The 26,206-nt window shown below is 61.6% G+C and carries 26 protein-coding genes; 7 read left to right on the plus strand and 19 right to left on the minus strand.

The window, feature by feature from the left end:
* Positions 1-2 precede the first annotated feature (2 nt).
* The 9 genes from QDT79_RS22060 to QDT79_RS22100 all read right to left on the minus strand — a co-directional run bounded on the left by QDT79_RS22060 (position 3) and on the right by QDT79_RS22100 (position 8,209).
* On the minus strand, positions 3-683 hold the full coding sequence (locus tag QDT79_RS22060; RefSeq protein WP_025303784.1) for a response regulator transcription factor: 681 nt from the start codon (positions 681-683) through the stop codon (positions 3-5).
* Positions 684-940: 257 nt separating this feature from the next.
* Positions 941-1,822 carry a cysteine synthase CysM gene (gene cysM / locus QDT79_RS22065; RefSeq protein ID WP_308317067.1) on the minus strand — a complete coding sequence of 294 codons (882 nt, stop codon included), beginning with the start codon at positions 1,820-1,822 and terminating at the stop codon, positions 941-943.
* A 79-nt stretch (positions 1,823-1,901) separates the two neighbouring features.
* Complete coding sequence (gene cysA / locus QDT79_RS22070) at positions 1,902-2,990, minus strand: sulfate/thiosulfate ABC transporter ATP-binding protein CysA (RefSeq protein ID WP_063988895.1); 1,089 nt, start codon at positions 2,988-2,990, stop codon at positions 1,902-1,904.
* The gene (gene cysW / locus QDT79_RS22075; protein ID WP_019453851.1) at positions 2,980-3,855 is read right to left on the minus strand and encodes a sulfate/thiosulfate ABC transporter permease CysW; all 876 of its coding nucleotides are present in this window, start codon (positions 3,853-3,855) and stop codon (positions 2,980-2,982) included. Before cysW ends, cysA begins: the two co-directional genes overlap by 11 nt.
* A complete protein-coding gene (gene cysT / locus QDT79_RS22080) occupies positions 3,855-4,694 on the minus strand; it encodes a sulfate/thiosulfate ABC transporter permease CysT (RefSeq protein WP_308317068.1) in 840 nt (279 codons plus the stop codon). Before cysT ends, cysW begins: the two co-directional genes overlap by 1 nt.
* Positions 4,695-5,717 (minus strand): sulfate ABC transporter substrate-binding protein, encoded by a 1,023-nt coding sequence (locus QDT79_RS22085; RefSeq protein ID WP_107227561.1) that lies wholly within the window; start codon positions 5,715-5,717, stop codon positions 4,695-4,697.
* 201 nt (positions 5,718-5,918) lie between these two features.
* Positions 5,919-6,818 (minus strand): Dyp-type peroxidase, encoded by a 900-nt coding sequence (locus QDT79_RS22090; RefSeq protein ID WP_063988893.1) that lies wholly within the window; start codon positions 6,816-6,818, stop codon positions 5,919-5,921.
* Positions 6,819-7,000: 182 nt separating this feature from the next.
* On the minus strand, positions 7,001-7,588 hold the full coding sequence (locus QDT79_RS22095) for an RpoE-regulated lipoprotein (protein WP_063988892.1): 588 nt from the start codon (positions 7,586-7,588) through the stop codon (positions 7,001-7,003).
* A 156-nt stretch (positions 7,589-7,744) separates the two neighbouring features.
* Complete coding sequence (locus QDT79_RS22100; RefSeq protein WP_308317069.1) at positions 7,745-8,209, minus strand: DUF2919 domain-containing protein; 465 nt, start codon at positions 8,207-8,209, stop codon at positions 7,745-7,747.
* Positions 8,210-8,384: 175 nt separating this feature from the next.
* Here QDT79_RS22100 and QDT79_RS22105 point away from each other — a divergent pair, with 175 nt between their 5' ends.
* Positions 8,385-8,783, plus strand: a complete 399-nt coding sequence (locus QDT79_RS22105; RefSeq protein ID WP_049213185.1) for a YgiW/YdeI family stress tolerance OB fold protein — start codon at positions 8,385-8,387, stop codon at positions 8,781-8,783.
* Positions 8,784-8,825: 42 nt separating this feature from the next.
* Here QDT79_RS22105 and QDT79_RS22110 read toward each other — a convergent pair whose 3' ends face one another.
* Positions 8,826-9,251 (minus strand): GNAT family acetyltransferase, encoded by a 426-nt coding sequence (locus QDT79_RS22110; RefSeq protein ID WP_004936504.1) that lies wholly within the window; start codon positions 9,249-9,251, stop codon positions 8,826-8,828.
* A 203-nt stretch (positions 9,252-9,454) separates the two neighbouring features.
* Between QDT79_RS22110 and amiA the strand changes: the two genes are divergently transcribed.
* The 3 genes from amiA (at position 9,455) to QDT79_RS22125 (ending at position 11,777) form a co-directional block, all read left to right on the plus strand.
* Positions 9,455-10,336 (plus strand): N-acetylmuramoyl-L-alanine amidase AmiA, encoded by an 882-nt coding sequence (gene amiA / locus QDT79_RS22115; protein ID WP_107227560.1) that lies wholly within the window; start codon positions 9,455-9,457, stop codon positions 10,334-10,336.
* A 65-nt stretch (positions 10,337-10,401) separates the two neighbouring features.
* Complete coding sequence (hemF, locus tag QDT79_RS22120; protein WP_107227559.1) at positions 10,402-11,322, plus strand: oxygen-dependent coproporphyrinogen oxidase; 921 nt, start codon at positions 10,402-10,404, stop codon at positions 11,320-11,322.
* A complete protein-coding gene (locus QDT79_RS22125) occupies positions 11,322-11,777 on the plus strand; it encodes a YaiI/YqxD family protein (protein ID WP_004936514.1) in 456 nt (151 codons plus the stop codon). The genes hemF and QDT79_RS22125 overlap by 1 nt, the downstream gene beginning before the upstream one ends.
* A 22-nt stretch (positions 11,778-11,799) precedes the next feature.
* On the opposite strand, the gene QDT79_RS22130 is transcribed toward QDT79_RS22125, so the two are convergent.
* From QDT79_RS22130 to QDT79_RS22145, 4 genes are all read right to left on the minus strand, one after another.
* A complete protein-coding gene (locus QDT79_RS22130; protein WP_308317070.1) occupies positions 11,800-14,040 on the minus strand; it encodes a TonB-dependent receptor domain-containing protein in 2,241 nt (746 codons plus the stop codon).
* A gap of 122 nt (positions 14,041-14,162) precedes the next feature.
* The gene (locus QDT79_RS22135) at positions 14,163-16,289 is read right to left on the minus strand and encodes a S9 family peptidase (protein WP_308317071.1); all 2,127 of its coding nucleotides are present in this window, start codon (positions 16,287-16,289) and stop codon (positions 14,163-14,165) included.
* A gap of 54 nt (positions 16,290-16,343) precedes the next feature.
* Positions 16,344-17,141, minus strand: a complete 798-nt coding sequence (locus tag QDT79_RS22140; protein ID WP_308317072.1) for an energy transducer TonB family protein — start codon at positions 17,139-17,141, stop codon at positions 16,344-16,346.
* Between the two features lie 103 nt (positions 17,142-17,244).
* Positions 17,245-18,084 (minus strand): ChaN family lipoprotein, encoded by an 840-nt coding sequence (locus QDT79_RS22145; protein WP_107227556.1) that lies wholly within the window; start codon positions 18,082-18,084, stop codon positions 17,245-17,247.
* Between the two features lie 177 nt (positions 18,085-18,261).
* On the opposite strand from QDT79_RS22145, the gene mmuP reads away from it, so the two are divergent.
* Both mmuP and mmuM read left to right on the plus strand, forming a co-directional pair.
* A complete protein-coding gene (mmuP, locus tag QDT79_RS22150; RefSeq protein WP_047730133.1) occupies positions 18,262-19,671 on the plus strand; it encodes an S-methylmethionine permease in 1,410 nt (469 codons plus the stop codon).
* Positions 19,661-20,599 (plus strand): homocysteine S-methyltransferase, encoded by a 939-nt coding sequence (gene mmuM / locus QDT79_RS22155; protein WP_063988886.1) that lies wholly within the window; start codon positions 19,661-19,663, stop codon positions 20,597-20,599. The genes mmuP and mmuM overlap by 11 nt, the downstream gene beginning before the upstream one ends.
* A 49-nt stretch (positions 20,600-20,648) precedes the next feature.
* Here the strand turns inward: mmuM and maeB are convergent, their stop codons facing one another.
* The 5 genes from maeB to QDT79_RS22180 all read right to left on the minus strand — a co-directional run bounded on the left by maeB (position 20,649) and on the right by QDT79_RS22180 (position 24,391).
* On the minus strand, positions 20,649-22,928 hold the full coding sequence (maeB, locus tag QDT79_RS22160; RefSeq protein WP_016926766.1) for an NADP-dependent oxaloacetate-decarboxylating malate dehydrogenase: 2,280 nt from the start codon (positions 22,926-22,928) through the stop codon (positions 20,649-20,651).
* Positions 22,929-23,142: 214 nt separating this feature from the next.
* The gene (gene lysC, locus QDT79_RS22165; RefSeq protein WP_308317073.1) at positions 23,143-23,316 is read right to left on the minus strand and encodes an Rz1-like lysis system protein LysC; all 174 of its coding nucleotides are present in this window, start codon (positions 23,314-23,316) and stop codon (positions 23,143-23,145) included.
* A complete protein-coding gene (locus QDT79_RS22170) occupies positions 23,297-23,677 on the minus strand; it encodes a DUF2570 family protein (RefSeq protein ID WP_063988885.1) in 381 nt (126 codons plus the stop codon). The genes lysC and QDT79_RS22170 overlap by 20 nt, the downstream gene beginning before the upstream one ends.
* Positions 23,674-24,054, minus strand: coding sequence for an L-Ala D-Glu endopeptidase ChiX (gene chiX / locus QDT79_RS22175; protein WP_507200861.1), 381 nt, complete (start codon positions 24,052-24,054; stop codon positions 23,674-23,676). Before chiX ends, QDT79_RS22170 begins: the two co-directional genes overlap by 4 nt.
* A gap of 10 nt (positions 24,055-24,064) precedes the next feature.
* Positions 24,065-24,391, minus strand: a complete 327-nt coding sequence (locus QDT79_RS22180; protein ID WP_004936551.1) for a phage holin, lambda family — start codon at positions 24,389-24,391, stop codon at positions 24,065-24,067.
* A 294-nt stretch (positions 24,392-24,685) separates the two neighbouring features.
* On the opposite strand from QDT79_RS22180, the gene chiB reads away from it, so the two are divergent.
* Positions 24,686-26,185 carry a chitinase ChiB gene (gene chiB / locus QDT79_RS22185; protein WP_033635479.1) on the plus strand — a complete coding sequence of 500 codons (1,500 nt, stop codon included), beginning with the start codon at positions 24,686-24,688 and terminating at the stop codon, positions 26,183-26,185.
* The last annotated feature ends 21 nt before the right edge of the window (positions 26,186-26,206 follow it).

Genomic DNA, 26,206 nt, shown 5'->3' on the forward strand with positions numbered 1-26,206 from the left:
GATTACCGAATGCGATAGCCGATGCTACGCACCGTCTCAATGCTGAGCTTACTGCCGGCCAACGCGCTCAGCTTCTGGCGGATATTGCTGATGTGCACGTCCACGCTGCGATCATAGGCCTCACGCGGGCGCCCCAGCCCCTTCTCGGACAGCTCGTCCTTCGACACCACGCGATCCGGCGCGCGCAGCAACAGCTCCAACAGATTGAACTCCGAAGCGGTCAGATCAAACGCCTTACCGCGCCATTCGCTGCTGCGGGTTGAAGGGTTCAGCGTCAGCTCGCCGAAGCTGATGGCGGCCTCGTCGTCCGCCTCTTGCGGCCGCTCTTCGAAACGGCGCAGCACCGCACGCAGACGCGCCACCAATTCGCGCGGATAGCACGGTTTGGGCATGTAATCGTCGGCGCCCATCTCCAGGCCAATCACCCGATCGATGTTGTCGCCTTTGGCAGTCAGCATGATGATCGGCAGCCGGCTCTTTTTACGCACGTCGCGCAGCACGTCGATGCCGCTCATGTCCGGCAGCATGATGTCGAGGATCATCGCGGTATAGTCGCCCGACAGCGCGCCCTCTACCCCCGCCTTGCCGGTCAGCACCAGCGTGGCGTCGAAGCCTTCGCCCGTCAGGTATTCGCTCAGCATGGTGCCAAGCTCCAGGTCATCGTCGACCAGTAAAATTTTCATGCCTTGCTCCTTCACCGATTTTCGTTATTTTCCCGCCAATTCCGCCGGCCCGCAGCCGGTTTTACTCAATCCTTACACATCGCGGTTCGCGTCTCGCCATCGTTAGTGTGGCTGCTGTCGCGCAATTTCTCTACTTCTGTCAGGGTATTGGCATGCCGACAGGCGCCGGCCACCGCGCAGGCGGGCCGGCTATACCGTCGGTCAAAAGGGAAGTGAGAAGGGTTTTCCCGGCGGAACGCACCGCCGGGAGGGCACATTCAGTCGAACACGCCGGTGGAGAGGTAACGGTCACCGCGATCGCAGACGATCGCCACCACGACGCTGCCGGGATGGGCCGCCGCGACGCGCAGGGCGCCGGCTACCGCGCCGCCGGAGCTGACGCCGCAGAAGATGCCTTCACGCTGCGCCAGCTGGCGCATGGTCTGCTCGGCATCGCGCTGCTCGATATCCAGCACCTGCTCCACCAGCTCCGGGCGGAAAATGCCCGGCAGGTAAGCGGGCGCCCAACGGCGAATGCCGGGGATGCTGCTGCCTTCTGCCGGCTGCAGGCCGATGATCTGTACCTGCGGATTCTGGCTCTTCAGGTAACCGCCCACGCCGGTAATGGTGCCGGTGGTGCCCATGCTGGAAACAAAGTGGGTGATGCGCCCTTCGGTCTGGCGCCAGATCTCCGGGCCGGTGGTGGTGAAATGGGCATAGGGATTGTCGAGATTATTGAACTGATCCAGCACCTTACCCTGCCCCTGGCGCTGCATCTCCAGCGCCAGATCGCGCGCCCCTTCCATTCCCTGTTCACGGCTGACCAGGATCAGCTCGGCACCGTAGGCGCGCATCGCCGCCTGCCGCTCCAGGCTCATGTTCTCTGGCATCAGTAGCTTCAGCGTATAGCCTTTCAATGCAGCAATCATCGCCAGCGCAATGCCGGTGTTGCCGCTGGTGGCCTCAATCAGCACGTCGCCGGGCTTGATCTCGCCGCGCAGCTCCGCCTGCTGGATCATCGCCAACGCAGCGCGATCCTTCACCGATCCCGCCGGGTTATTGCCTTCCAGTTTGACCCATACCTCGCTGCCCGCCTGGGCGGCCAGCCGTTGCAGTTGTACCAGCGGGGTGTTCCCGATGCATTGTTCGAGCGTTGTCACGATCTTTGCCTGTGTTGGTGTGCGTAAAGTAAAAAGGCAACCCGGGGGTTGCCTTGAAGAAAAGGGCTGCTAAAACCTATCAGGCGCTTTTGGCTAACGCAACAGGTTGCAGCAGTTGATCGCCGGCATACAGCCGCGCATTGAGGCTGCCAACGTAGTAACGGCCGCCGCGCACCGGCGTGGCGTTGCCCTCCGGCAGCACTAGGCTTATCGGTTCCTGATGCCAGCCGATCGGCTGCACCGTCAACTGCCAGAAATGGCCGCGCGGGCTGACTTCCAGCACCTGAACCGGCAGCGGGCAGCGCTCGCTGCTTTCGGTCGCCACTTCCATTTCCCACGGGCGCAGGAACAGATCGACGCTGCCCTGGTGCATCGGCTGGAACGACAGCGGCCACTGGTGCGCGCCGACGAACAGCTGAGAGCCGCGAATTTCGCCGTTCAGGCGGTTCACTTCCCCCATGAATTCCAGCACGAAACGGCTCGCCGGTTCGCGCATGATTTCGACCGGCGACCCGACCTGTTCGATATTGCCCTGGCTCATCACCACGATGCGGTCGGCCACTTCCATCGCCTCTTCCTGATCGTGGGTAACGAATACGCTGGTGAACTTCAGCTCTTCGTGCAGTTGACGCAGCCAACGGCGCAGCTCTTTGCGCACCTGTGCATCCAGCGCGCCGAACGGTTCGTCCAGCAGCAGGATTTGCGGTTCCACCGCCAGGGCACGCGCCAGCGCCACGCGCTGTTTCTGGCCGCCGGACAGCTGCGACGGATAGCGGTTGGCCAGGTGGCCCAGCTGCACCATCTCCAGCAGTTGGGTGACTTTCTGTTTGATCGCCGCAGCGTTCGGCCGCTCGCGGCGCGGCAGCACGGTCAGGCCGAAAGCGATGTTGTCGAACACCGTCATGTGGCGGAACAGCGCATAGTGCTGAAACACGAAGCCCACGCGCCTGTCGCGCGCGTGCATGTGGCTGACGTCGGTGCCGTGGAAGCCCAGCTTGCCGCCGCTCTGACTTTCCAGCCCGGCGATGATGCGCAGCAGCGTGGTCTTGCCGGAACCGGACGGCCCGAGCAGCGCCACCATCTCGCCGGAAGCAATATCGAGCGAGATATCGTTCAATACCTTGGTGCGACCGAAGTACTTGTTGATGCCGTTAATCTCAATGCTCATGATTTTCCTCCCGCTCGAGACGCGCGTTTTGACGTTCCAGACGCCACTGCAGCGCGCTCTTCAAAAATAGGGTAACGATCGCCATCAGGGTCAACAGGGCGGCGGCGGTAAAGGAGCCGACGGTGTTGTAATCCTGCTGCAACAGCTCGACCTGCAGCGGCAGGCTGTAGGTTTCGCCGCGAATCGAACCGGACACCACCGACACCGCGCCGAACTCGCCGATGGCGCGCGCGTTGGTCAGCACCACGCCATACAGTAGCGCCCAGCGAATGTTGGGCAGCGTCACGCGGCGGAACATCTGCCAGCCGGACGCCCCCAGCAAAATGGCGGCCTCGTCTTCCTGGCTGCCCTGGCTGAGCATCATCGGCACCAGCTCGCGCACCACGAAGGGGCAGGTGACGAAAATGGTCACCAGCACCATGCCTGGCCAGGAGAACATGATCTGGATGTTATGCGCATCCAACCAGCCGCCCAGCAGGCCGTTGCTGCCGTAAAACAGCAGGTAAATCAGCCCCGCCACCACCGGTGAAACGGCGAACGGGATATCGATCAGCGTCAGCAGCAGCTGGCGGCCGGGGAAGGTGAAGCGCGTCACCAGCCACGCCAGCAACGTGCCGAACACCAGGTTGAACGGCACGGTGATCAGCGCGATCAAGACCGTCAGCCAAATGGCGTGCAGCATGTCCGGATCGAGCAAGTTGCTCCACATCGCGCCGAATCCTTTGGAAAAGGCCTCGGCGAAAATCGACATCATCGGCACTACCAGCAGCAGCACCGAGAACAGCGCGCCGATGGCGATCAGCGTCCACTTGCCCCAGTTGACGCGCGGACGCTCGGCGCCGTTGAAGGCGGAAACATCAGCCATCAGTGCCCTCCTCCCAAGCGTCTGCCGAAGCGGCTTTGCAATACGTTAATGCTGAACAGCAGCAGCAGCGACGCCGCCAGGATCACCGAGGCGATGGCGCTGGCCGCCGGGTAATCGAACTCCTGCAAACGCACGAAAATCATCAGCGAGGTCACTTCCGTCTTCCAGGCGATGTTGCCGGCGATGAAAATCACCGCGCCGAACTCGCCCAGGCTGCGGGTAAAGGAGATGGCGGTGCCGGCCAACAATGCCGGCGCCACCTCGGGCAGCACCACGCGGCGGAAGCTCTGCCAGCGCGTGGCGCCCAGCGTCTCGGCCGCCTCTTCGTATTCCGGCCCCAGCTCTTCCAGAACTGGCTGCACGGTGCGCACCACAAACGGCAGGCTGGTGAACGCCATCGCTACCGCGATCCCAAGCCAGGTAAAGGTGACCTTGATATCGAAGTGCGCCAGCCACTGACCATACCAGCCGGTGGTGGAAAACAGGCCGGCCAGCGTCAGGCCGGCCACCGCGGTCGGCAGCGCGAACGGCAGATCGATCAGGCCATCCAGCAGCGAGCGGCCGGGAAAACGGTAGCGCGTCAGGATCCAGGCCATCAGCATACCGAACACCGAATTGAACAGGCTGGCGACGCCGGCCGCCAGCAGCGTCACTTTATACGCCGCCACCACCTGCGGGTTGGAAATCACTTCCCAGTATTGTGCCAGGCTCATCTGCGCCAGCTGCATCACCAACGCGGTGAGCGGCAGCAGCAGGATCAAACAGGTATAAAACAGGCTGCTGCCGAGGCTGAGGCCAAATCCGGGCAGCACCCGCTTACTGGACGACAACGCCAACATTTACTTGCGCCCTGCCGCTAACAGCTGATCCAGCTCGCCGCCGGTGGCGAAGTGGGTTTTCATCACCTGCGGCCAGCCGCCGAATTGATCTTCCACGCGGAACAGTTGGGTGTCCGGAAATTGCCCCTTCGCGGCAGTCATCGCTTTCTGGTCATACACGCGGTAGTAGAAGCTGGTGATCACCTGCTGCGCCGCCGGGCTGTAGAGATAGTTCAGATAAGCTTTGGCCGCCTGTTCGGTGCCGTTACGCTCGACGTTTTTGTCGACCCAGGCCACCGGGAATTCCGCCAGAATATCGACCGGCGGCACGATCACTTCGTACTTGTCTTCACCGTATTGCTTACGGATGTTGTTCACTTCGGACTCGAAGCTGATCAGCACGTCGCCCAAGCCGCGTTCGACGAAGGTGGTGGTCGCGCCGCGGCCGCCGGTATCGAACACCAGCACGTTTTTCAGGAAGCGGGTCATGAAGGCGCGGGTCTTGGCCGCGTCGTTGCCGTCGGCCTGGCTGGCGGCGCCCCAGGCGGCCAGATAGGTGTAACGGCCGTTGCCGGAGGTTTTCGGGTTCGGGAACACCAGCTTCACGTCGTCGCGCACCAGATCGTTCCAGGTGTGGATGCCCTTCGGGTTGTCCTTGCGCACCAGAAACGCCATGGTGGAATAGAACGGCGAGCTGTTGTTTGGCAGGCGCGCCTGCCAGTCCGCTGGGATCAGCTGCCCGCGATCGTGCAGGATCTGCACGTCGGTGACCTGGTTGTACGTCACCACGTCGGCGCGCAAACCCTGCAGGATCGCCAGCGCCTGCTTCGACGAGCCGGCATGCGATTGTTTGATGGTCAGCTTGTCGTTCGGATGCTGTTGATTCCACTGCTGTTCAAAGCCGGGATTCAGCGCGACGAACAATTCACGGGAAACGTCATAAGAGCTGTTCAGCAATTCCGTCGCCGACGCGGCGCCGCTCGCCAACAGCGCAGCCGCCAGCCAACCTTTCAGCACGAGATTTTTAACCCGGTTTTGTTTCATTCTGCACCTTATCACTGAGTCATTCCTTCAGGCTTTCGCCTTATTGACGACCAGTGTATTTATAACTCGGTGCGGAGCTGTAACGCTTTTATATACCGTTTAGTGATTTACAAGCATCAAACGCTATAAGGCAGGGGGCACATGGCGTTTTCGGGGCGGGAAAACGGGCCGAAGCCGGGCGTGCCGGCTTCGGCAACGGCGTCAAAGTGACAGCAGGCGCGTCAGCGATGGCGCAAAGTAGTAGCTGCCGGTGACCGCGCGGCTGAAACGCAGCATCGCGTCGCGTTTGCCGTCCAGATCGCCGAACATGCTCAGCAGCTGCTGCTCGATATTGTGCAGGCGCGCGCAATACGCGATGAAGAACAGGCCGTGTTTGCCGCTGGCGGTGCCGTAAGGCAGGCTCTGGCGCAGAATTTTCAGGCCTTTGCCATCCTCTTTCAGATCGACGCGGCTGACGTGCGAGGTATCCGGGCGCTGATCGGCCGGCAGCTCTTCGCTGTCGTGCTTGGTGCGGCCAATGATCTGCTCCTGCTGTTCGGTGGTAAAGCGCTGCCACTGTCGCAGGTTGTGCTCGTAACGTTGCACCAGCACGTAGCTGCCGCCTGCGTCCTCTTCGCCTTCGGCGATCGTCGCCACTGCCGCGCGCTGCTCGCCCTGCGGGTTTTCGGTGCCGTCGATGAAGCCGCTCAGATCGCGCTCTTCCACCCAGCGGAAACCGTGGGTTTCTTCTTCAATCTTGATGACGTTGCCGAACGCCGCCAGCGCGGCCTGCGCCAGCGTGAAATTGACGTCGTGGCGCAGCGACTGGATGTGGATCAGCATGTCGCGCTGGGTGGCCGGCGCCAGCCCTTTGCCGAGCGGCGTGAACGGCTTCAGCTCTTGCGCGCCCTGGCCGCTGGAGAGATCGTGCCAGACGTCGTAGCCGAAAGCGATCACCGCGCCGAGGCGCGCATCGGGAAACTGCTGCTGCAGCTCGCTCAGCGTCTGACAAAACTGCTTGCAGCCCTGGCGCAAGTCGGCGAATTCGCCCTGTACGCTGGCTTCCATAAAAATGGCGAAACGGCAGTGCTCCAGCAGAATGCCGCTCTGAACCTGTGTCATGTTGTTATCCTCAATACCAGAATCCGGCAACAGGTAAGGTATGGCGGTTGACGCGCGGGTTCCCTGTTACAAACGCGCGCTATCATACCGCAAGCACGGGCGATTGCCTTGCAGCAGCGCAAAGAAAATAGGGGTAATGGCTTGAAAAGGCAGGCGCCGTGAACCGGCGCCCGTTGAACATATTACTGCTGCGGCTTGGCGTGCCAGATGATTTTGCTGACCGTCCAGCTTTTCAGGGTGTCGTCCGGCGGGATGATGTCCTGCGCCCCGGCCCACTTGCCGCTGAAGATGTAGGTAACGTACTTGCTCTGCTCCGCCACGCACTCCACTTTGCCGGCGTCTTCGCCGCTGCCCGGTTTACAGGAGCCGAACGCCTTGCTGTACATATCGCCGAACGGCGTGCCGAGCTTGTTGCCCCACTCCGTCGCCACTTTCGGATCCAGCACGTCCACCCGCTGTAGGCGCCCTTTCGGTTCACCGGTAATCACCAGCTTCACCTCGTCGCCGGACAGCGCCTGATAATAAGAGACGATCTGACCGTTGCTGGTCGCCATGCCGCCGCGCAGGCGGTAGTTGCCGTCCAGCCCGTCGTTGATGGCGCTTTCCGACATCGGCGTGCCGGCGTTGAGCTTGCCGACGCCCTTGGCGCCGACCTCCAGGCTGCTGCCGAACCAGTTGAACGGCGACAGGCTGGACCAGGAGAAATTGGACATGCTCGAACAGCCGGTCAGTAACAGCGGAAGCCCTAACAACAGGGGGCGAATATTCATCTCTAGCTCCTTAAACATCAATGGCGCGGGGCGGTAGCCCGCCCTTGCCGCACTCGGCGTTTTGCTGCGTGCCAGCCTCTCACAACGACCCGCACTACGCCAACGGTTGCCAGCTTGGAGTACGGAAAATGCGAAAAGTGCCGCACTTCTCGGCAATTAGTCGGCGTGCTCCGCCGGCGTAAAGCAGGCTTTCAGGCGCGCATTCAACAGCAGATAGCTCAGCGCCAGCGCATCGAGCAGCGCCAACGCCAGCTCCAGCCCCGGCGCATCGCCGTCCTGGCGCCACAGGCTGAACAGCGAGCCGCCGAGCGACGCCAGCACGGAGACAACCAGCCCCCAGCGCCAGCCGCGCCACAGCCGCGGCCATTGGTGGCGGCGGCCGCTCAGCAAAAACGCCAGCGCCGCCGGCAGACCGAGCAGCATGCCGTACCAAAAGCGTTGGGTATCCGGATAAAACAGCGCCAGCAAGCTTTCGCCCTGCTCACGCGAAGCGCCGGCCATCACGAACAGCAGCCAGGTGCGCGCCTGCAGAATCAGCACGGCCCAAAATCCCAGCGGCAGCCGCAGCGCGCCGTGCTGGTCGTAATCATCCGGGGAAAACTGGGGTGAGAATGGCTTCAACGATCGTTCCTTGCCAACAGAATAAAGACTATGGCTACAGATGGGCGCCGGCGATGGGAATTTCAATGCGTCGGCTTAAGAAGCTCTTAAGATCGGCGTGTTTTAATGCTTATCACTCAGCAAGCAACCCGATATCAGCGGGATGTAATTTTCGATAACGATAAGGAAGCGCAACATGAAAAAACTGACTCTGGCCGCTCTGATCGCGCTGTGCAGCGCACCGGTACTGGCGCAACAAGGCGGGTTCCTCGATCCGGCCGCGCCGCAGGCTCAAACGCAAACCACCGCACAAGGCGGTTTCTCCGGCCCCAGCGCGGCGCTGACCACCGTGGACAAGGTGAAATCGCTGAGCGACGACACCTGGGTGATGCTGCAGGGCAACATCGAGCAGCGCATCGGCGACGAAACCTATACCTTCCGCGACGCCACCGGCACCTTGACGGTCGATATCGACCGCAAACGCTGGAACGGCCAAACCGTGACGCCGAAAGACAAGGTACAGTTGGAAGGCAAAGTGGATAAAGACTGGAGCAGCGTCGAAGTGGACGTGAAAACCGTCAAAAAGCTGCCGTAATGCACTGCGGCGGGCGGTGCAACGCCGCCGCCCGCCGCTCGATCAATATTCCTGATCTTCGATCAGCCGCTTGCCCAGGCTGGTGATGCCCTGGATCTCATAGCCGAGCTTCTCGTACATCTCGACCACCGTGTCGTTGTCTTCGCGCACCATAATCTGGATTTTCGGGCAGCCGCGGGCGATCAACTTCTTCTCCAGACGGTTGATCAACGCATTGGCGATGCCGCGCCCGCGATAGTCGGGATGCACCCCGAGGTAATACGCCGAGCCGCGGTGGCCGTCATAGCCGCCCATCACCGAACCGACCACTTCGCCGCCGACTTCCGCCACCAGGAACAGCTCCGGATCGTGGTTCAGCTTGCGCTCGATGTCCATTTCCGGATCGTTCCAGGGCCGCAGCAGATCGCAGCGCTCCCACAGGGTAATGACCTCTTCAAAGTCGTCTTGTCGAAATACGCGAATTTCCATCGATGTTGGCCGCTGTTAATTAAGGTGTTTATCTGATTATCGCGTGATTATTCACTTACGCAATATCAAACTGTGATTTACCGCGCTATTTGCCCGGAAATCGCGGTAACAAGCGTAATAAATGGAAATAGTTATCGGGTCGATTAATGATTATCAATACGATATAACGTCGCAAAATAGAATCGTCGATGGAGCGTTGCGTAATGAAAAAGCAGGGTAAACAATTCCTCAATTTTAAGCCGCTTGCCGTTTCCCCGACGCGACGCCAACTTTTGCTTTCCGGCCTGGCGGTGGCGCTGTTCGGCGTGAAAAACCACAGCGCCAGGGCGGAAGGCCTGCTGCGCAATCAGCACAGCAAGCCGGCGGCGAAACCGGCCGGCGGCAAAAAACGGGTGATGATCGATCCCGGCCACGGCGGCATCGACTCCGGCGCGGTCGGCCACGAAGGCTCGCAGGAAAAACACATCGTGCTGGAAATCGCCAACCACGTACGCCGTTTTCTGCATGAGCACGACCACGTCGAGGCGCGCCTGACGCGCGAAGAAGACGAGTTCATTCCGCTGTTCCAGCGGGTGGAGATCGCCCACCAGCACCAGGCCGACCTGTTCATTTCGATCCACGCCGACGGCTTTACCAGCCCATCGGCCTCCGGCGCTTCGGTGTTCGCCCTGTCCAACCGCGGCGCCAGCAGCGCCATGGCGCGCTACCTGTCCAACCGTGAAAACGCCGCCGACGACGTGGCAGGCGGCAAGTACAAGGATCAGGACAACTACCTGCAACAGGTGCTGTTCGATCTGGTGCAAACCGACACCATCAACAACAGCCTGACGCTCGGCCGCCACGTGCTCGGCCAAATTCGCCCGGTACACCACCTGCACAGCGACAGCACCGAACAGGCGGCGTTCGCGGTGTTGAAATCCCCGTCCATTCCCTCGGTGCTGGTGGAAACCTCGTTCATCACCAACCCGAACGAAGAGCGGCTGCTGGGCACCACCGCGTTTCGCGAGAAAATAGCCCGCGCCATCGCGGACGGCATCGTTAATTTCTTCGACTACTTCGACGCCCACCAGCGCAAACCCCGCTGATGCCGCGGGCGGCGAATAAGAGTATACTCAGCGCCTTGTTCAGCCAGACGCTATAAAGACCCCGCATGAGTTTACCTAACATCGCTGAAGTAAAATCCTTCCTGCTGGCGCTGCAGGATCACATCTGCGCGCAGCTCGCCCAGGCCGACGGCGGCGCCGTGTTCACCGAAGACCAATGGACGCGTGAAGAAGGCGGCGGTGGCCGCAGCCGCGTGCTGACCAACGGCGCGGTGTTCGAACAGGCGGGGGTCAACTTCTCGCACGTCTCCGGCGCCACCTTGCCGGCCTCGGCGACCGCGCACCGTCCGGAACTGGCTGGGCGCAGCTTCCAGGCGATGGGCGTTTCATTGGTTATCCACCCGCTCAGCCCCTACGTGCCCACCAGCCACGCTAACGTGCGTTTCTTCATCGCCGAAAAACCGGGCGAAGCGCCGGTGTGGTGGTTCGGCGGCGGCTTTGATCTGACGCCGTTCTACGGCTTCGAAGAGGACGCCGTGCACTGGCACCGCACCGCGGCCGATCTGTGTGCGCCGTTCGGCGACGAGGTCTACCCGAAATACAAACAGTGGTGCGACGATTACTTCTTCATCAAGCATCGTAACGAAGCACGCGGCATCGGCGGCCTGTTCTACGACGATCTGAACACCCCGGACTTCGACCACTGCTTCGCCTTCACCCGCGCGGTGGGCCAGGGCTTCCTCGATGCCTATCTGCCGATCGTCGAAAAACGCAAGGCCTTGACCTGGGGCGAGCGCGAGCGCCAGTTCCAGCTGTACCGCCGCGGCCGCTATGTGGAGTTCAACCTGGTGTGGGATCGCGGCACGCTGTTCGGGCTGCAAACCGGCGGGCGCACCGAGTCCATTCTGATGTCGATGCCGCCGCTGGTGCGTTGGGAATATAACTACCAGCCGGAAGGCGACAGCCCGGAAGCGGCGCTGGCGCGCGATTTCCTGCCGGTGCGCGACTGGCTGCAGGAGGCGAAATGATGCAGATTTGGGTCGATGCGGACGCCTGTCCGAACGTGATCAAAGAGGTGTTGTTCCGCGCCGCCGATCGTACCGCCATCACCGTGACGCTGGTGGCGAATCAGCCATTGCGCACGCCGCCCTCGAAGTACATTCGTTCGCTGCAGGTGGCGGCCGGCTTCGACGTGGCCGACAACGAGATCGTGCGCCGCTGCGAAGCGGGCGATCTGGTGATCACCGCCGATATCCCGCTGGCGGCGGAGGTTATAGAGAAAGGTGCGGTAGCGCTGAACCCGCGCGGCGAACGCTATACGCCGGACACCATCCGCGAGCGCCTCAACATGCGCGATTTTATGGATACCCTGCGCGCCAGCGGCATTCAGACCGGCGGCCCGAACGCCCTGAACCAGCGCGACCGCCAGCAGTTCGCCAACGAGCTGGATAAATGGCTGCTGCAGGCGAAACGGGCGCAGTGACTGCGCCCTGCTCTGCTGCGGTTTAGAAGCGTACCTCCCCGCCGAAGATATAAGTCCGCCCACGGGCGGTGTTGGTCGGCGTCTCATACTGCGACTGCGACGGCAGCGAGTTCATCTTGTTCAGCGCGTCCGAATAGTCTCTGTCCATCAGGTTTTGCACGCTGAGCTTCAGCAACAGATTGCGATTCACCTGATAGGTGCCGTATAGATCGATAATGGTCGGAATATGCGGCGCCGGCTCTTTCAGCAACTGCTCATTCTCATCGTAATCAGAGTCCGGCGACAGGCGCACCGATTTGCCGGTGTATTTCACCACCCCGCCCAGCGTCAGTTTCTCGTCCAGCAAGCGTACCCCGCTGTCCAGCGTGAAGTAGAATTCCGGCAGTTCGCTGACATCGCCCGCGCCGAACACGTTGCTGGCCTGGTTGGTCGGCTGGGAGGTATGCTCCTTGCTTAACGACAGCTTGGTGAAGGCGAAACCGGCGTCGTACAGCGCTTCGAGCTCCACCCCGCGCATTTTGACCGGTTCGGGGGCGTTGCTGTACATGGTCATGCTGACGTTGGCGTCCGCGTTATCCCACTCTTCCTGCGTCGCCTGCGAACGGTTGCACTTCTGGCGGTTTTTACACACCAGGTAGGTTTGGCTGGATATGTAGTTTTTGATTCTGGTTTCGAAATAGACCGCTTTCAGCTGGAAACTGTCCTGCTTGAACAACAGATCGTGGGCATTGGCATTGAAACCGCCCTGCCAGGTCTCCGCTTTTTCGCCCTTCAGGAACGGGTTCATCGACTGGCCGCCGCTGTTGGCGAAGAACACCTCCTGGATATTCGGCCCGCGCATCGACTTGCTGTAGCTGACGAACGGCTGCAGCCACGGCGTCACCTGCGCCGACAGCATGACCGACGGGTTGAAGCCGTGTTCATTGCGGTTGATATTGCCGGCGCCCTGCGGGAAGCACTCTACGCGCTCGTCACAGGCCGGCTTATAGCCGGAGAGGCGATAGGCGGTGTAGTTCAGATCGAAATTCCCCTGCCAGATGCCGTAGTTGGCCTGCAACCCGCTGTACAGGCTGGAAATATCTTGCTTGCCCGACATTCCCACCGGCGAACTTTCCGCCTGATTGTCATCCGTCACCAAACCGGAGGCCTTTTTCTTATACTCGTTGCGCACCAGCTTGCCGCCGTAGCTGAAGGCGAAATCGACGTCCTGCAGGCTGAAACGGCTGGTGTTGTTGATATCCAGCGCATCGGAGATGTTTTTCGCCGTGCTGTCGCTGAAGCCCGCCATGTTGTTGGACATAAATTGCTGCTTGCCGCGGCTGGTGCTGGCGGTCAGGTTGAAATCGATCAGTTCCGAGAACGGCGCGTAGTGATATTTAAGGTAGAAATCGTCGCTGTCGATGTGGCGGCGGGTGATTTTATTCTGGTAGCTGCGCGCCGACAGTTCGATGCTGTTGAAGGCATCCGGCTTGATGTCCACCTTAAACAGCTGGGATTTCGGGTTCTGGCGGTAGGTTTTATCGACGTTGAACATCTCGCTGTCGAAACCGGCGCCGTTTTTGTAGTTGGAGGTGATGGAACTGCCGCTGATCGCCGCCATCGCCCCCAGGCTGCCGCCGTCGGCAAAGGCGGCGGTTTTGGCGCCCACGGCGATCATGCCGCTGCGGCCGATGCCGTTATTGCCCACCGAGAATTTGGTGCGCACGCCGAACGGGTTATCGGAAAACACCACGTCGTCCACGCCGATAGTGCGGAAGTTGGCGCTGCCCGCCAGGGCGTTCACTCCAGCGGAGCCGGTGGCATTGCCGCGCGCCACGTCAACGCCGACGATAAAGTTAGGATCGATCAGCGCCCCGAACTGGCTGGTGGGCAATCCCCCGTGCGCTGCGTCGCTCGGCGAGTTGCCGTAGTAGTTTTGGGTGATGCCGTCGACCATGGTGTTGACCCGGCCAAAGCCGCTCAGGCCGCGGATATTGACGCTGACCGAACCCTGGCCGGGATCGATCTGGGTATAGGTGCCCGGCATGCTGCGCAGAATGCTGTCCACTGACTCCAGATTCTTGTTTTCATCGCGCGAGCTGAACGCGCCCGGCCTCGCCAACGCGTCTTTTTCGCTGCTTTTGCCGCTGTCGGCGGCCGAGACGTTGAGCGGGCTGAACGCCACGCTGCCTTTATTATTTTCCGCCTGTTCCTGCGCGGCCGCAGCCTGCCCGTACAGCGCCAGTCCCGCGCCGATCAGGCTCGCTATCATTTTGATTTTCATATATCCCCAGAAATAGCCAATAAGGTTTGATGGCCGACAATGCCCAGCAAAAAGCCCGCCGAAACGCGCGGTAAAAGATTGTTATTGTTTTATTGCGCCGCAGCGTGCCGCGGCGCTGAAGGTTATTTCTGCGCCTGCCGATCCGCCGCCAGAATAAAGGCGTACTCCAGCGCGCCGTTTTCCAGCCGCGCCAGGCGGCCCGACTTGCCGCCGTGGCCGGCGGTCATGTCGGTGGAGAGCAGCAGCAGCGAATCACCCTGCTTGAAGCGCCGCAGCTTCGCCACCCATTTGGCCGGTTCCCAATACTGCACCTGCGAGTCGTACAAGCCGCTGGTAACCAGCAGGTTCGGATAACGCTGCTTGCGCACGTTGTCGTACGGGCTGTAGGACTTCATCAGCGCATAGGCGGCCGGCTGGTGCGGGTTGCCCCACTCCTCGTATTCGCCGGTGGTGAGTGGAATGCTGTCGTCCAGCATGGTGGTCACCACGTCGACGAACGGCACCTGCGCCACTACCGCGTTGTACAGCTGCGGCGCCTGATTGATCACCGCTCCCATCAGCAAGCCGCCGGCGCTGCCGCCCATGGCGTAGATGCGCCCCGGTTGGCCGTAGCCGTCTTTGATCAGCGCCTGGGTGGCGTCGATGAAGTCGTTGAAGCTGTTCGGTTTGTGCGTCAGCTTGCCCTGTTTGTACCAGCTCTGCCCCAGCTCGCCGCCGCCGCGCACGTGGATCAGCGCATAGACGAAGCCGCGATCCAGCAGGCTGATGCGGTTGGCGCTGAACGCCGGATCCATGCTCATGCCGTAAGCGCCGTAGCCGTACACCAGCAGCGGGTTATGCCCGTTTTTGAACAGCGATGTGCGGTACACCAGCGAGACCGGCACCTTCACGCCGTCGCGCGCCGTGACCCAGATGCGCTCGCTGTGATACAAGCTGGGATCGACGCCTTTCACTTCCTGCTGCTTCAGCAAGGTGCGCTCGCCCTTGTTCAGATCCCACTCATAGGTGCGGGTCGGCGTGGTCATCGCCGAATAGCCGTAGCGCAACCGATCGCTGTCCGGCTCCGGGTTATAACCCAGCCAGGCCATGTAGCTGGCGTCGTCGAACGGGATGGCGCGCTCGGTTTTGCCGTCCCAGCTGATTTGCCGCAGCTGCACCAGCCCGTTGGCGCGCTCCTGCACCACCAGCCAGTCGCGGAACAGGCTGAAGTTCTCCACCTCGTGCTGCGCCTGCGGTGCGATCAGCGTCTGCCAGGGTTTGCCCACCGCCGCGGTGCGGTACAGGCCAAAGTTCGGATCCTGATGGTTGGAACGCAGATAGAACTCGCCGCGGTAGTGATCGAGATAGTACTCGCGGCCGTTCTGTCGGGCGGCAAACAGCTGCGGCTCGCGCTGCGGCTGGTTGGCGTCGATCAGGTGCACCTCGGAGGTGGTGTTACCGCTGATGGTCAGAATCAGATAATCACGCGAGGACGAGCGGCCAAGGCTGAGGTAGAACGCCGGGTCGTTTTCCTGGTACACCAGCTTATCTTCCGCCGTCGGTGTCCCGTACTGATGGCGATAGACCTGGTACGGCAACAGCGTTTGCGGGTGGTTGCGCACGTAGAACAGGGTTTGGTTGTCGTTGGCCCACACCATGTTGCCGGAGGTGTTTTCCAGCGTTTCCGGCGACCAGCGTTCGCTGCCTATCTCGCGCAGGGAGATGCGGTATTGGCGGCGGCCCTGCAGATCTTCGGCCACCGCCAGGCGGCGGTTGTCCTGGCTGACGTCCATCGCCCCCAGGCGATAGTAGGCGTGGCCGGCCGCGCGCCGATTGGCGTCCAGCAAGGTTTGCCACGGCGCGTCGGCGGTGAGCGCCTGGCGCTGATACAGCGCGAAATCTTTACCGGCGGCGTAGCTTTCCTGATAGCGATAGCCGTTGAGCTGATACGGCACCGAACGATCGTCAGGGTTCATGCGGCCCAACATCTCCTGATACAGCGTGGCGCGCAGCTTCTGGTACGGCGCCATCATCTGCTCGGTATAGCGGTTCTCCGCCTTCAGGTAGTCCAGCACCTTCGGCTCTTTTCGGCTGTCGTCGCGCAGCCAGTAGTAATCGTCGGTGCGCGTCTCGCCGTGCGCCGTCAGCGCTTTCGGCGCGCGTTCCGCCAACGGCGGCTGCGGTTGCGCCAGCGCGGCGCCAGCGATGCCTAAAGAAAGCCAGAGCGCGGCCGCGATGCGACGGCGCGGGGTGAATAACAGCGGATTCATAATCCCTCACGAAGTTTGAAGAGGCGCACGACGGCGATGCGGCGCCTGCGGGCATTAACGGCGGGCGTTCAGCTCCGCCAGATTGAAATCGATCGGCATCGTCACCTTGACGGCCCCCTGCTGCAGCATCTCCGGCGGCGGCGGCGGCAACGGCTGGGCGCGCGATACCACCGCCACCGCTTCCCGATCCAGCGACGCGGTGCCGGAACGCACCTGCAGCATGACGTTCGAGACCCGTCCCTGCGCGTCAACGCTGAAGCTGACCTGCGGCATGCCGCTGCGCCGGCGGCTGCGGGCATCCAAAGGGTAATCCTTGATGCGGTTCAGTTTGCCTTTCACCAGGCTCTCCCACGACAGTTTGGCCTGCGCGTTGCTGTTGGCGTCGCTGTTGATCGGTGCGGCGGTCTGGTGGGAAAGCGTCTGCGCCTGCGGTGCGGCGGCGCTGGACGCGGCGGCATTGCGCGTCTCTTTGGCCTGTTCCTGCGGCTTCGGCTGCGATTTTTGCGGGGGTCGGTGTTCGGCGCGCTTCTTCTGCGCCGTCACGATTTTCGCTTTCTCGGCGTGCGCCAGCTTGGGCAGATCCGGCTGTTGCTGCTGCTCCGCCGGCTGCGCCGCGGCGGACTCCGCCTGCTGCACGCCCAGCGGCAGCGGCTTGCTTTCCGGCGCTTCAATCTGCGCCGCCCAGCTCATCATCACCGCCGGCGGTGGCAACACCACCGGCTCCAGCGCCGTCTGCGGCCAGTAAAACAACAGCACCAACGCCGCGTGCGCCGCCAGAGCGAGCAGCAGGCCGCGCGCCCAGCGCGGCTGCGGCAGTTCAAAGGCCAGGAGGGAGTAAGACTGACTTAACATAGGGGCATTAGCTTTGCTTAATTGCGAATGATTGCAGATAACATTTACTAATGATAATCATTTGCAAATATAATTAACACCCCTTTTCACTGTCTTAACGTATTCATTTCACTGATGGTGTGAGCCACAGGTAGTCTGCGGTGTTCGCATCGACCTGTACGCCCTGCTCCGCCAGCATCAGCACCGTCGGCGCCGCCGCTGGTTGCAGATCCCGCACGTGCAGCGGCACCCCCACCGATTTGGCGGCGTGATAGCCGCCGGCGATCAGCAGCGCGGGCGTGGGCGCCGCCAGCAGACGTTCCGCCATGCGCCGGTCGCGCTGCTGCTGGATCGCCAGCATCGCATGCAGCTGGTCGGCCTCAATCTTGCCGCCGTGCGAAGTGCGGATGGTCTCTTCCAGCGCCTTGCGCACCGCCGGCTGCGCCGATAGTTGCCCCGCCGGGAATTGCGGCTGCTGATAGAACGCCGTAATCTCGCTGCGATCCAGATTGGCCGACCACAGCGGGTAAGGCGCGCGCATCGCCGCCATCGTCACCCCGCCATACAGCGCCCACTTCCAGCCCGGCTGCCAGGCGATCAGCTCCGCTACGCGGCCGTCGCGCACCGTCGGATCGCTCTGCAACCACTGCTTCACCTTGTCGACCTGCGCCTGCTGGTTCGGGTTGATCATCTCCATCAGCACGCTGCCCTGCGGCCGCCGCAGCGGTAACTGCTGCACCAGCCATTCCTCAATCTGATGGTGGTAAGGATTGTCATGCTTCTCCCCCAGGATCACCCGCGGCTGCTGCGCCAGTCGCGTCAACAGCTGCTCCGGCGTCAGGGTCGCGCCGCTGTGCAGATCGGTGATACTCCCCAAACTCGCGACGTCGCTGGCCGGCGCCTTCACCGGCGTTTGGCTGCAGGCGCCGAGCGCCAACGCCGCCAATAAAATCAGGTATCTCATCATGTTGCCCCATTATCGAAAATGGCGACATTATAGATAATAATTATCATTTGCATATAGATCCGGCTTAACGATTTTTTTACGCGGCGATCGCCGGCTGCGCATTGCGTTGAAAAAGCATTGCGGGTATAACCAATAGCCATTCAGATATTTAGACGTCTATACGGATAGATTATTATGCAACCATCGGCACCCGCCGCAGGACAGTTCAAACGCAGCATGAAGGCCCGGCACCTGGTGATGCTGTCGCTGGGCGGCGTGATCGGCACCGGGCTGTTTTTCAACACCGGCTACATCATCTCCACCACCGGGGCGCTCGGCACGCTGCTGGCCTACCTGATCGGCGCGCTGGTGGTGTATCTGGTGATGCTGTGCCTGGGCGAGCTGTCGGTGGCGATGCCGGAAACCGGCGCTTTTCACGTCTATGCTTCGCGCTATCTGGGGCCGGCCACCGGCTATGCCGTCGCCTGGCTGTATTGGCTCACCTGGACGGTGGCGCTCGGCTCCAGCCTGACCGCCGCCGGATTCTGCATGCAGTACTGGTTCCCGCAGTCGCCGGTGTGGCTGTGGTGCCTGATCTTCTGCGCGGCCATTTTTCTGCTCAACGTGGTGACCACCCGTTTTTTCGCCGAAAGCGAATTCTGGTTTTCGCTGATCAAAGTGGTGACCATTCTGGCGTTTATCATTCTGGGCGGCGCCGCCATGTTCGGCCTGCTGCCGATGAAAGACGGCACGCCGGCGCCGTTCCTGCATAACCTGACCGCTTCCGGCTGGCTGCCGCACGGCACGCTGCCGATCCTGATGACCATGGTGGCGGTGAACTTCGCCTTCTCCGGCACGGAACTGATCGGCATCGCCGCCGGTGAAACCGAAAACCCGGAAAAAGTCGTGCCGCTGGCGATCCGCACCACGGTGATCCGCCTGATGCTGTTCTTTATCGGCACGGTCTTCGTGCTGGCGGCGTTGATCCCGATGGATCAGGCGGGGATCGTCAAAAGCCCGTTCGTGCTGGTGTTTGAACGCATCGGCGTGCCTTACGCCGCCGATATCTTCAACTTCGTGATCCTGACCGCCATCCTGTCGGCGGCCAACTCCGGCCTGTACGCCTCGGGGCGCATGCTGTGGTCGCTGGCCCACCAGCGCACCCTGCCGGCCTACTTTGCGCGCGTCAATGCACGTGGCATTCCGATCAACGCCCTGACCTTCAGCATGCTCGGCGGCGTGCTGGCGCTGCTGACCAGCGTGATCGCGCCGGACACGGTGTTTGTCGCCCTGTCGGCGATCTCCGGTTTTGCGGTGGTGGCGGTGTGGCTGAGCATCTGCGCGGCCCACTTTGCTTTCCGCCGCGCCTACCTGCGCAGCGGCCAGCCGATAAGCGGCCTGAAATACCGCGCCCCCGGTTACCCGCTGACGCCGATCCTCGGCTTTGCGCTGTGCCTGCTGGCCTGCATCGGGCTGGCGTTCGATCCGGAGCAGCGCATTGCGCTCTACTGCGGGCTGCCGTTCGTCGCCCTGTGCTACCTCACCTATTTCCTGACCCGGCGCGCCGGGCAAAAAACCGCTTTGGGAGAACAACATGTCGGTTAATAACCCCGTCGCCCGCCTGCTGGCCGAACACCCCACGCTGATCCTGGACGGCGCGCTGGCCACCGAGCTGGAAGCGCGCGGCTGCGATCTGACCGATCCGCTCTGGTCGGCCAAAGTGCTGATTGAAAATCCCGAGCTTATCTATCAGGTGCATCTCGATTATTTCAACGCCGGCGCCCACTGCGCCATCACCGCCAGCTATCAGGCCACGCCGCAGGGCTTCTTACGCCGCGGCCTGGATCAGGATCGGTCGCTGGCGCTGATCGCCAAAAGCGTGCAGCTGGCGCAACGCGCGCGCCGCGATTATCTGGCCGGGCACCCGCAGGCCGCGCCGCTGCTGATCGCTGGTTCGGTGGGCCCGTACGGCGCCTATCTGGCCGACGGCTCGGAATACCGCGGCGACTACCGGCTGGCGCAGGATGACATGATCGCCTTCCACCGCCCGCGTATTGCAGCCCTGGCCGCCGCCGGCGTCGATCTGCTGGCCTGCGAAACGCTGCCGTCGTTCGCCGAACTGCAGGCGCTGCTGACGCTGCTGCAGGAATTCCCGACGCTCGGCGCCTGGTTCGCCTTCACCCTGCGCGACAGCCAACACCTCAGCGACGGCACGCCGCTGACGGAGGTCCTGTCCGCGCTGCGCGGCAACCCACAGGTGTTGGCCATCGGCATCAACTGCATCGCGCTGGACAAGGTCGCCCCGGCGCTGCGCCAACTGGGTGCGCTGGCCGACAAACCGCTGCTGGTTTACCCGAACTCCGGCGAGCACTACGATGCGGTGAGCAAAACCTGGCACGCCTGCGGCGGCGAGCACGGCAGCCTGGCCGATCAGGCGACGGAGTGGCGCACGCTCGGCGCACAATTGATCGGCGGCTGTTGCCGCACCACCCCGCAGGATATCCGCGCCATCGCCGCACGCTGCAAGGCATAAAAAAGCCCCCGGCGCCAGCGGCGCAGGGGGCCAGTCACTCAACCTGGGCTTACAGCGGTTCGGTCTGGGCTTCCACTACCGCCAGCGCCACCATGTTGACGATGCGACGCACCGAGGCGATCGGCGTCAGGATGTGCACCGGCTTGGCGACCCCCATCAGCACCGGCCCGACGGTCACCCCTTCCGAGCAGGAGACGCGCAGCAGGTTGTAGCTGATGCGCGCTGCTTCCATGTTCGGCATGATCAGCAGGTTGGCCGAGCCTTTCAGCGGGCTGTCCGGCATCAGATCGTGACGGATGCTTTCCACCAGCGCGGCGTCGCCGTGCATTTCGCCGTCGATCTCCAGCTCCGGCGCCAGCTCGTTCACCAGCTCCAGCGTTTTGCGCATCTTGCGCGCCGCCGGGCAGTCGGAAGACCCGAAGCTGGAGTGAGACAGCAGTGCCACCTTCGGCTCGATACCGAAGCGGCGCACGGTTTCCGCCGCCATCAGAGTGATCTCCGCCAGCTGCTCCGGCGTCGGATCGTCGTTGACGTAGGTGTCGGCGATAAAGGTGTTGCCGCTCGGCAACAGCAGCGCGTTCATCGCACCGGCGACGTGCGCGCCTTCACGGAAGCCGAACACGTTCTTCACCACGTCGTAATGCTCATGGTAGCTGCCGATGGTGCCGCAGATCATCGCATCCGCTTCGCCGCGGTGCAGCATGATGGCGGCGATCAGCGTCGGGTTGCCGATCACCGCGCGGCGCGCCTGTTCCTGCGAGACGCCGCGACGTTTCATGATCTGGTAGTACTCGCCCCAGTATTCGTTAAAGCGCGGATCCGACTCGTTGTTTACCACTTCGAAATCTTTGCCCGGCGTCAGCTGCAGACCCAATTTTTTCAGGCGCATCTCGATCACGCTCGGGCGTCCGACCAGGATCGGGAAGGCCAGCCCCTGCGACACCAGCTCCTGCGTGGCGTGCAGCACGCGCTCTTCCTCGCCTTCCGCCAGCACCACCCGCTTCACCTCTTTGCGCGCCTGCGAGAAGATCGGCTTCATGAACAGGTTGGTTTTGTAGACGAACTCCGCCAGCTTCTCGACGTAGGCGTCGAAGTCTTCGATCGGGCGCGTCGCCACGCCGGAATCCATCGCCGCCTTGGCTACCGCCGGCGCGATCTTGACGATCAGGCGCGGATCGAACGGTTTCGGAATGATGTATTCCGGCCCGAAGGAGAGATCCTGGTCGTCATAGGCAGAAGCCACCACGTCGCTCTGCTCCGCCAGCGCCAGATCGGCGATGGCATGCACGCAGGCCAGCTTCATCTCTTCGTTGATGGTGGTGGCACCCACGTCCAGCGCGCCGCGGAAGATGAACGGGAAGCACAGGACGTTGTTCACCTGGTTCGGGTAGTCGGAACGGCCGGTACAGATGATGGCGTCCGGGCGCACCGCTTTGGCCAGCGGCGGCAGAATTTCCGGTTCCGGGTTGGCCAGCGCCATGATCAGCGGATCGCGCGCCATGGTTTTCACCATATCCTGCGTCAGGACGCCCGGGCCGGAGCAGCCGAGGAAGATGTCGGCGTTCGGGATGGCGTCGCCCAGCGTGCGCTGGCCGTTATCCTCGATGGCGTAGGCGGCTTTGGTCTGCTCCATGTTGGCGTCGCGGCCTTTATAGATGACGCCCTTGGAGTCGCAAACGGTGATGTTCTGTTGCCGCAGCCCCAGCGCCACCAGCAGGTTCAGGCAGGCGATGGAGGCCGCGCCGGCGCCGGACACCACCAGGCGTACGTCGGAGATATTCTTCTTCACCACGCGCAGGCCGTTGAGCACCGCCGCAGTGGTGATGATCGCCGTGCCGTGCTGGTCGTCGTGGAACACCGGGATCTTCATGCGCTCGCGCAGTTTCTGTTCGATGTAGAAACACTCTGGCGCCTTGATGTCTTCCAGGTTGATGCCGCCGAAGGTCGGTTCCAGCGCGGCGATAATATCGATTAACTTGTCAGGGTTATGCTCATCCACTTCGATATCAAACACATCAATACCGGAAAACTTCTTGAACAAAACGCCCTTGCCTTCCATCACCGGCTTACCGGCCAACGCGCCGATATTGCCCAGACCCAGTACCGCCGTGCCGTTGGAAATCACCGCCACCAGATTGCCACGTGCGGTGTATTTGTAGGCCGCCAGCGGATCTTCGGCGATCTCGAGGCAAGGCGCGGCGACGCCCGGCGAATAGGCCAACGCCAGATCGCGCTGGGTCGCCAACGGTTTGGTAGGGGAAACCTGGATCTTCCCTGGGACAGGAAACTGATGGAAATCAAGGGCACTCTGTTTGAGCTGTTCGTCCATTATGGATTCCTTTGTTTTTTGCTTTTATGTTGAGGTAAGGCTTTGAGGCTGCGCCCTGCCGTGGGCCGTGGCGCCCAAGTACAATGACAGGGCACAGCCTTGAAGTATAGTGAGAGAAACATCACAAACTTTGAAGCGCGCCATAACCTGGGTCGAAAGACCGTTTTAAAAGTAAAAAAAGAAGGTCTGCGGGACGCGCAAAGAAACGCCGCCGTCAGTGCGACGGCAGCGTGGCGCGCCAGGCGTTGAGCGTCTCCACCTGACCGGCGCAAATGTGTAACGAGGTTTGTAACGCCAGGGTATAGCTTACCGCATCGCCCCAGGTCTCGCCTTGCAGCTGCGGTTGCTCACAGAGCGCAAACACCGACTCAGGGGGCAACAGCGGCACGGCCTGGGGCGCCGGCGGCCGGGCGCAGGAGCTCAAGCACAGCGCCAGGCAGAGGCTGAGCAGCGCAGGGATCGTTTTTAATCGCTTCACGGTATTTCCTCTGATAAGCCTCGTGCTGTTGGCGCAGCTGCCGTTCCTGCCGCTGCTGCGCCGCCATCAGCACACGGTTTTGCGCATCCTGGGTCTGCAGGGTGGCGATCAGCCCGGCCTGCTGCGCCAGGCTTTTTTGCAGTTCCTCCGCCTGTTGCCGCGCAGACGCCAACTGGTGCGACAACAGCGAGCTGTAGCTACCAAGGCAGATAGCCGCCAGCAGCAACAGCAACAACCCGCCCTGCATCAGTTTTTGCAGCCAGCCGCTCATGCCGGGTAATCCCGAAACGGCAGTTGGAAGTGCGGGCCATCCTTGAGGGTTTTCCACTCGCCGCCCCATTCGACGTTGATGCCGCATTCGCGCGCCGCGCGCCGCACCGCCACCGCAATCTGCGCGTAGTAATCCCACTCCCAGGAGACCACGCCCGCCGGCATCGCCACCACGTCCACCGCGTGGCCGGTCAGGTGGCGGCTGCGCAACGTTTGGCTGCTGCCGGCGCGCACCATTTCCCGCTGGCGCGACATGCTGCGCAGCCCCTCGCTGACGGAGAACGGCACCAGCGAATAACGCAGCGCCAGACGAATAACGCGCACCAGATCCGGGTGCACGCCACGCAGGTTCTCTTCACTGCGGGCGGTAAAGCGAATATCTTCGATGTCATTTAACATTTTTAAACCCCGTTTTTTTACCAATGAATTTCTTAATTAAGGCGTTGATGTAATCCGCCCCCATAAAGCCAATCAGCACGCTGGCTAAATTCGCCCACTTTAATTCCAGACCCATCAGTGCCAGCGCATCGCGCACCGTCCAGGCCAATAACGCGCACATCGCCGCATTCAATAAACGGCGCCGAATGCCCACGTTGCGATAGGCGCCGTGCAATAACGCCATTACGCCGGCCAGAATGGCGTTCAATACCGGCTGCAGATATTCACATACTCGCTGGACTATTAAGCCAACAGCGTCAGGCTCTATGCTGGACATAGCTCATCTCCTTTTTTTATTTTTAATTAAATGCCAATCACGGCCGGTGGGACATCGGATAATCAGAATCTAGTTAAGGATGCTATGACAAAGCAAATGAATAAATACAGGCCCTACGGTCGAATTCATTCATGCTGAACGCTGGCACAACACCTAGACGCTAATGCAGGCGGCGGTAAATAAAAATTCATTGTTATCGTGATTTATTTCGACTTTTGTTTTCACCAAAAATAAACATTAATGGCTGTGGGAAATAGTTCCCCACCCTAAAAACATCCACTCTGGAGAAATGCCATGTCCACACGCAAAGCCGTTATTGGGTATTATTTTATTCCGACCAACCAAATCAATAATTACACCGAGTCCGATACCTCCGTCGTGCCGTTCCCGGTTTCCAACATCACGCCGGCCAAAGCCAAACAGCTGACGCACATCAACTTCTCGTTCCTGGATATCAACAGCAATCTGGAATGCGCCTGGGATCCGGCCACCAACGACGCCAAGGCGCGTGATGTCGTCAATCGCCTGACCGCGCTCAAAGCGCACAACCCCAGTCTGCGCATCATGTTCTCCATCGGCGGCTGGTACTACTCCAACGATTTGGGCGTGTCGCACGCCAACTACGTCAACGCGGTGAAGACCCCGGCATCGCGCACCAAGTTTGCCCAATCCTGCGTGCGCATCATGAAGGATTACGGCTTCGACGGCGTGGACATCGACTGGGAGTACCCGCAGGCCTCAGAAGTGGACGGTTTCATCGCCGCGCTGCAAGAGATCCGCACCCTGCTGAATCAGCAAACCGTCGCCGACGGCCGCCAGGCGCTGCCGTATCAGTTGACCATCGCCGGCGCCGGCGGCGCCTTCTTCCTGTCGCGCTATTACAGCAAGCTGGCGCAGATCGTCGCGCCGCTCGATTACATCAACCTGATGACCTACGATCTGGCCGGCCCCTGGGAGAAGATCACCAACCACCAGGCGGCGCTGTTCGGCGACGCGGCCGGGCCGACCTTCTACAACGCGCTGCGCGAAGCCAATCTGGGCTGGAGCTGGGAAGAGCTGACCCGCGCCTTCCCCAGCCCGTTCAGCCTGACGGTCGACGCCGCAGTGCAGCAACACCTGATGATGGAAGGCGTGCCGAGCGCCAAGATCGTGATGGGCGTCCCCTTCTACGGCCGCGCCTTCAAAGGCGTCAGCGGCAGCAACGGCGGCCAGTACAGCAGCCACAGCACGCCGGGCGAAGATCCGTATCCGAGCACCGACTACTGGCTGGTGGGCTGCGAAGAGTGCGTGCGCGACAAAGATCCGCGCATCGCCTCCTATCGTCAGCTGGAGCAGATGCTGCAGGGCAACTACGGCTATCAGCGGTTGTGGAACGACAAGACCAAAACCCCTTACCTGTATCATGCGCAGAACGGGCTGTTCGTCACCTATGACGATGCCGAAAGCTTCAAATACAAAGCGAAGTACATCAAGCAGCAGCAGCTGGGCGGCGTGATGTTCTGGCATCTGGGGCAAGACAACCGCAACGGCGATCTGCTGGCCGCGCTGGATCGCTATTTCAACGCCGCAGACTACGACGACAGCCAGCTGGATATGGGCACCGGCCTGCGCTACACCGGCGTCGGCCCCGGCAACCTGCCGATCATGACGGCACCGGCCTACGTGCCGGGCACCACTTACGCGCAAGGCGCGCTGGTGTCCTATCAGGGTTACGTCTGGCAGACCAAATGGGGCTATATCACCTCGGCACCCGGTTCCGACAGCGCCTGGTTGAAGGTGGGCCGCGTGGCGTAAGCCATAAAAAAACCCCGTAGC

Origin of the sequence: Serratia marcescens, assembly GCF_029846115.1 — a bacterium.
GTDB classification, from domain to species: Bacteria; Pseudomonadota; Gammaproteobacteria; order Enterobacterales; family Enterobacteriaceae; genus Serratia; species Serratia marcescens_L.

Coding starts and splice junctions, on each gene's coding strand:
- QDT79_RS22060 (WP_025303784.1), bottom strand. CDS start 683: ATGAAAATTTTACTGGTCGACGATGACCTGGAGCTTGGCACCATGCTG.
- cysA (WP_063988895.1), bottom strand. CDS start 2,990: ATGAGCATTGAGATTAACGGCATCAACAAGTACTTCGGTCGCACCAAG.
- cysW (WP_019453851.1), bottom strand. CDS start 3,855: ATGGCTGATGTTTCCGCCTTCAACGGCGCCGAGCGTCCGCGCGTCAAC.
- cysT (WP_308317068.1), bottom strand. CDS start 4,694: ATGTTGGCGTTGTCGTCCAGTAAGCGGGTGCTGCCCGGATTTGGCCTC.
- QDT79_RS22085 (WP_107227561.1), bottom strand. CDS start 5,717: ATGAAACAAAACCGGGTTAAAAATCTCGTGCTGAAAGGTTGGCTGGCG.
- QDT79_RS22090 (WP_063988893.1), bottom strand. CDS start 6,818: ATGACACAGGTTCAGAGCGGCATTCTGCTGGAGCACTGCCGTTTCGCC.
- QDT79_RS22095 (WP_063988892.1), bottom strand. CDS start 7,588: ATGAATATTCGCCCCCTGTTGTTAGGGCTTCCGCTGTTACTGACCGGC.
- QDT79_RS22105 (WP_049213185.1), top strand. CDS start 8,385: ATGAAAAAACTGACTCTGGCCGCTCTGATCGCGCTGTGCAGCGCACCG.
- QDT79_RS22110 (WP_004936504.1), bottom strand. CDS start 9,251: ATGGAAATTCGCGTATTTCGACAAGACGACTTTGAAGAGGTCATTACC.
- amiA (WP_107227560.1), top strand. CDS start 9,455: ATGAAAAAGCAGGGTAAACAATTCCTCAATTTTAAGCCGCTTGCCGTT.
- hemF (WP_107227559.1), top strand. CDS start 10,402: ATGAGTTTACCTAACATCGCTGAAGTAAAATCCTTCCTGCTGGCGCTG.
- QDT79_RS22125 (WP_004936514.1), top strand. CDS start 11,322: ATGCAGATTTGGGTCGATGCGGACGCCTGTCCGAACGTGATCAAAGAG.
- QDT79_RS22130 (WP_308317070.1), bottom strand. CDS start 14,040: ATGAAAATCAAAATGATAGCGAGCCTGATCGGCGCGGGACTGGCGCTG.
- QDT79_RS22135 (WP_308317071.1), bottom strand. CDS start 16,289: ATGAATCCGCTGTTATTCACCCCGCGCCGTCGCATCGCGGCCGCGCTC.
- QDT79_RS22140 (WP_308317072.1), bottom strand. CDS start 17,141: ATGTTAAGTCAGTCTTACTCCCTCCTGGCCTTTGAACTGCCGCAGCCG.
- QDT79_RS22145 (WP_107227556.1), bottom strand. CDS start 18,084: ATGAGATACCTGATTTTATTGGCGGCGTTGGCGCTCGGCGCCTGCAGC.
- mmuP (WP_047730133.1), top strand. CDS start 18,262: ATGCAACCATCGGCACCCGCCGCAGGACAGTTCAAACGCAGCATGAAG.
- mmuM (WP_063988886.1), top strand. CDS start 19,661: ATGTCGGTTAATAACCCCGTCGCCCGCCTGCTGGCCGAACACCCCACG.
- maeB (WP_016926766.1), bottom strand. CDS start 22,928: ATGGACGAACAGCTCAAACAGAGTGCCCTTGATTTCCATCAGTTTCCT.
- QDT79_RS22170 (WP_063988885.1), bottom strand. CDS start 23,677: ATGAGCGGCTGGCTGCAAAAACTGATGCAGGGCGGGTTGTTGCTGTTG.
- QDT79_RS22180 (WP_004936551.1), bottom strand. CDS start 24,391: ATGTCCAGCATAGAGCCTGACGCTGTTGGCTTAATAGTCCAGCGAGTA.
- chiB (WP_033635479.1), top strand. CDS start 24,686: ATGTCCACACGCAAAGCCGTTATTGGGTATTATTTTATTCCGACCAAC.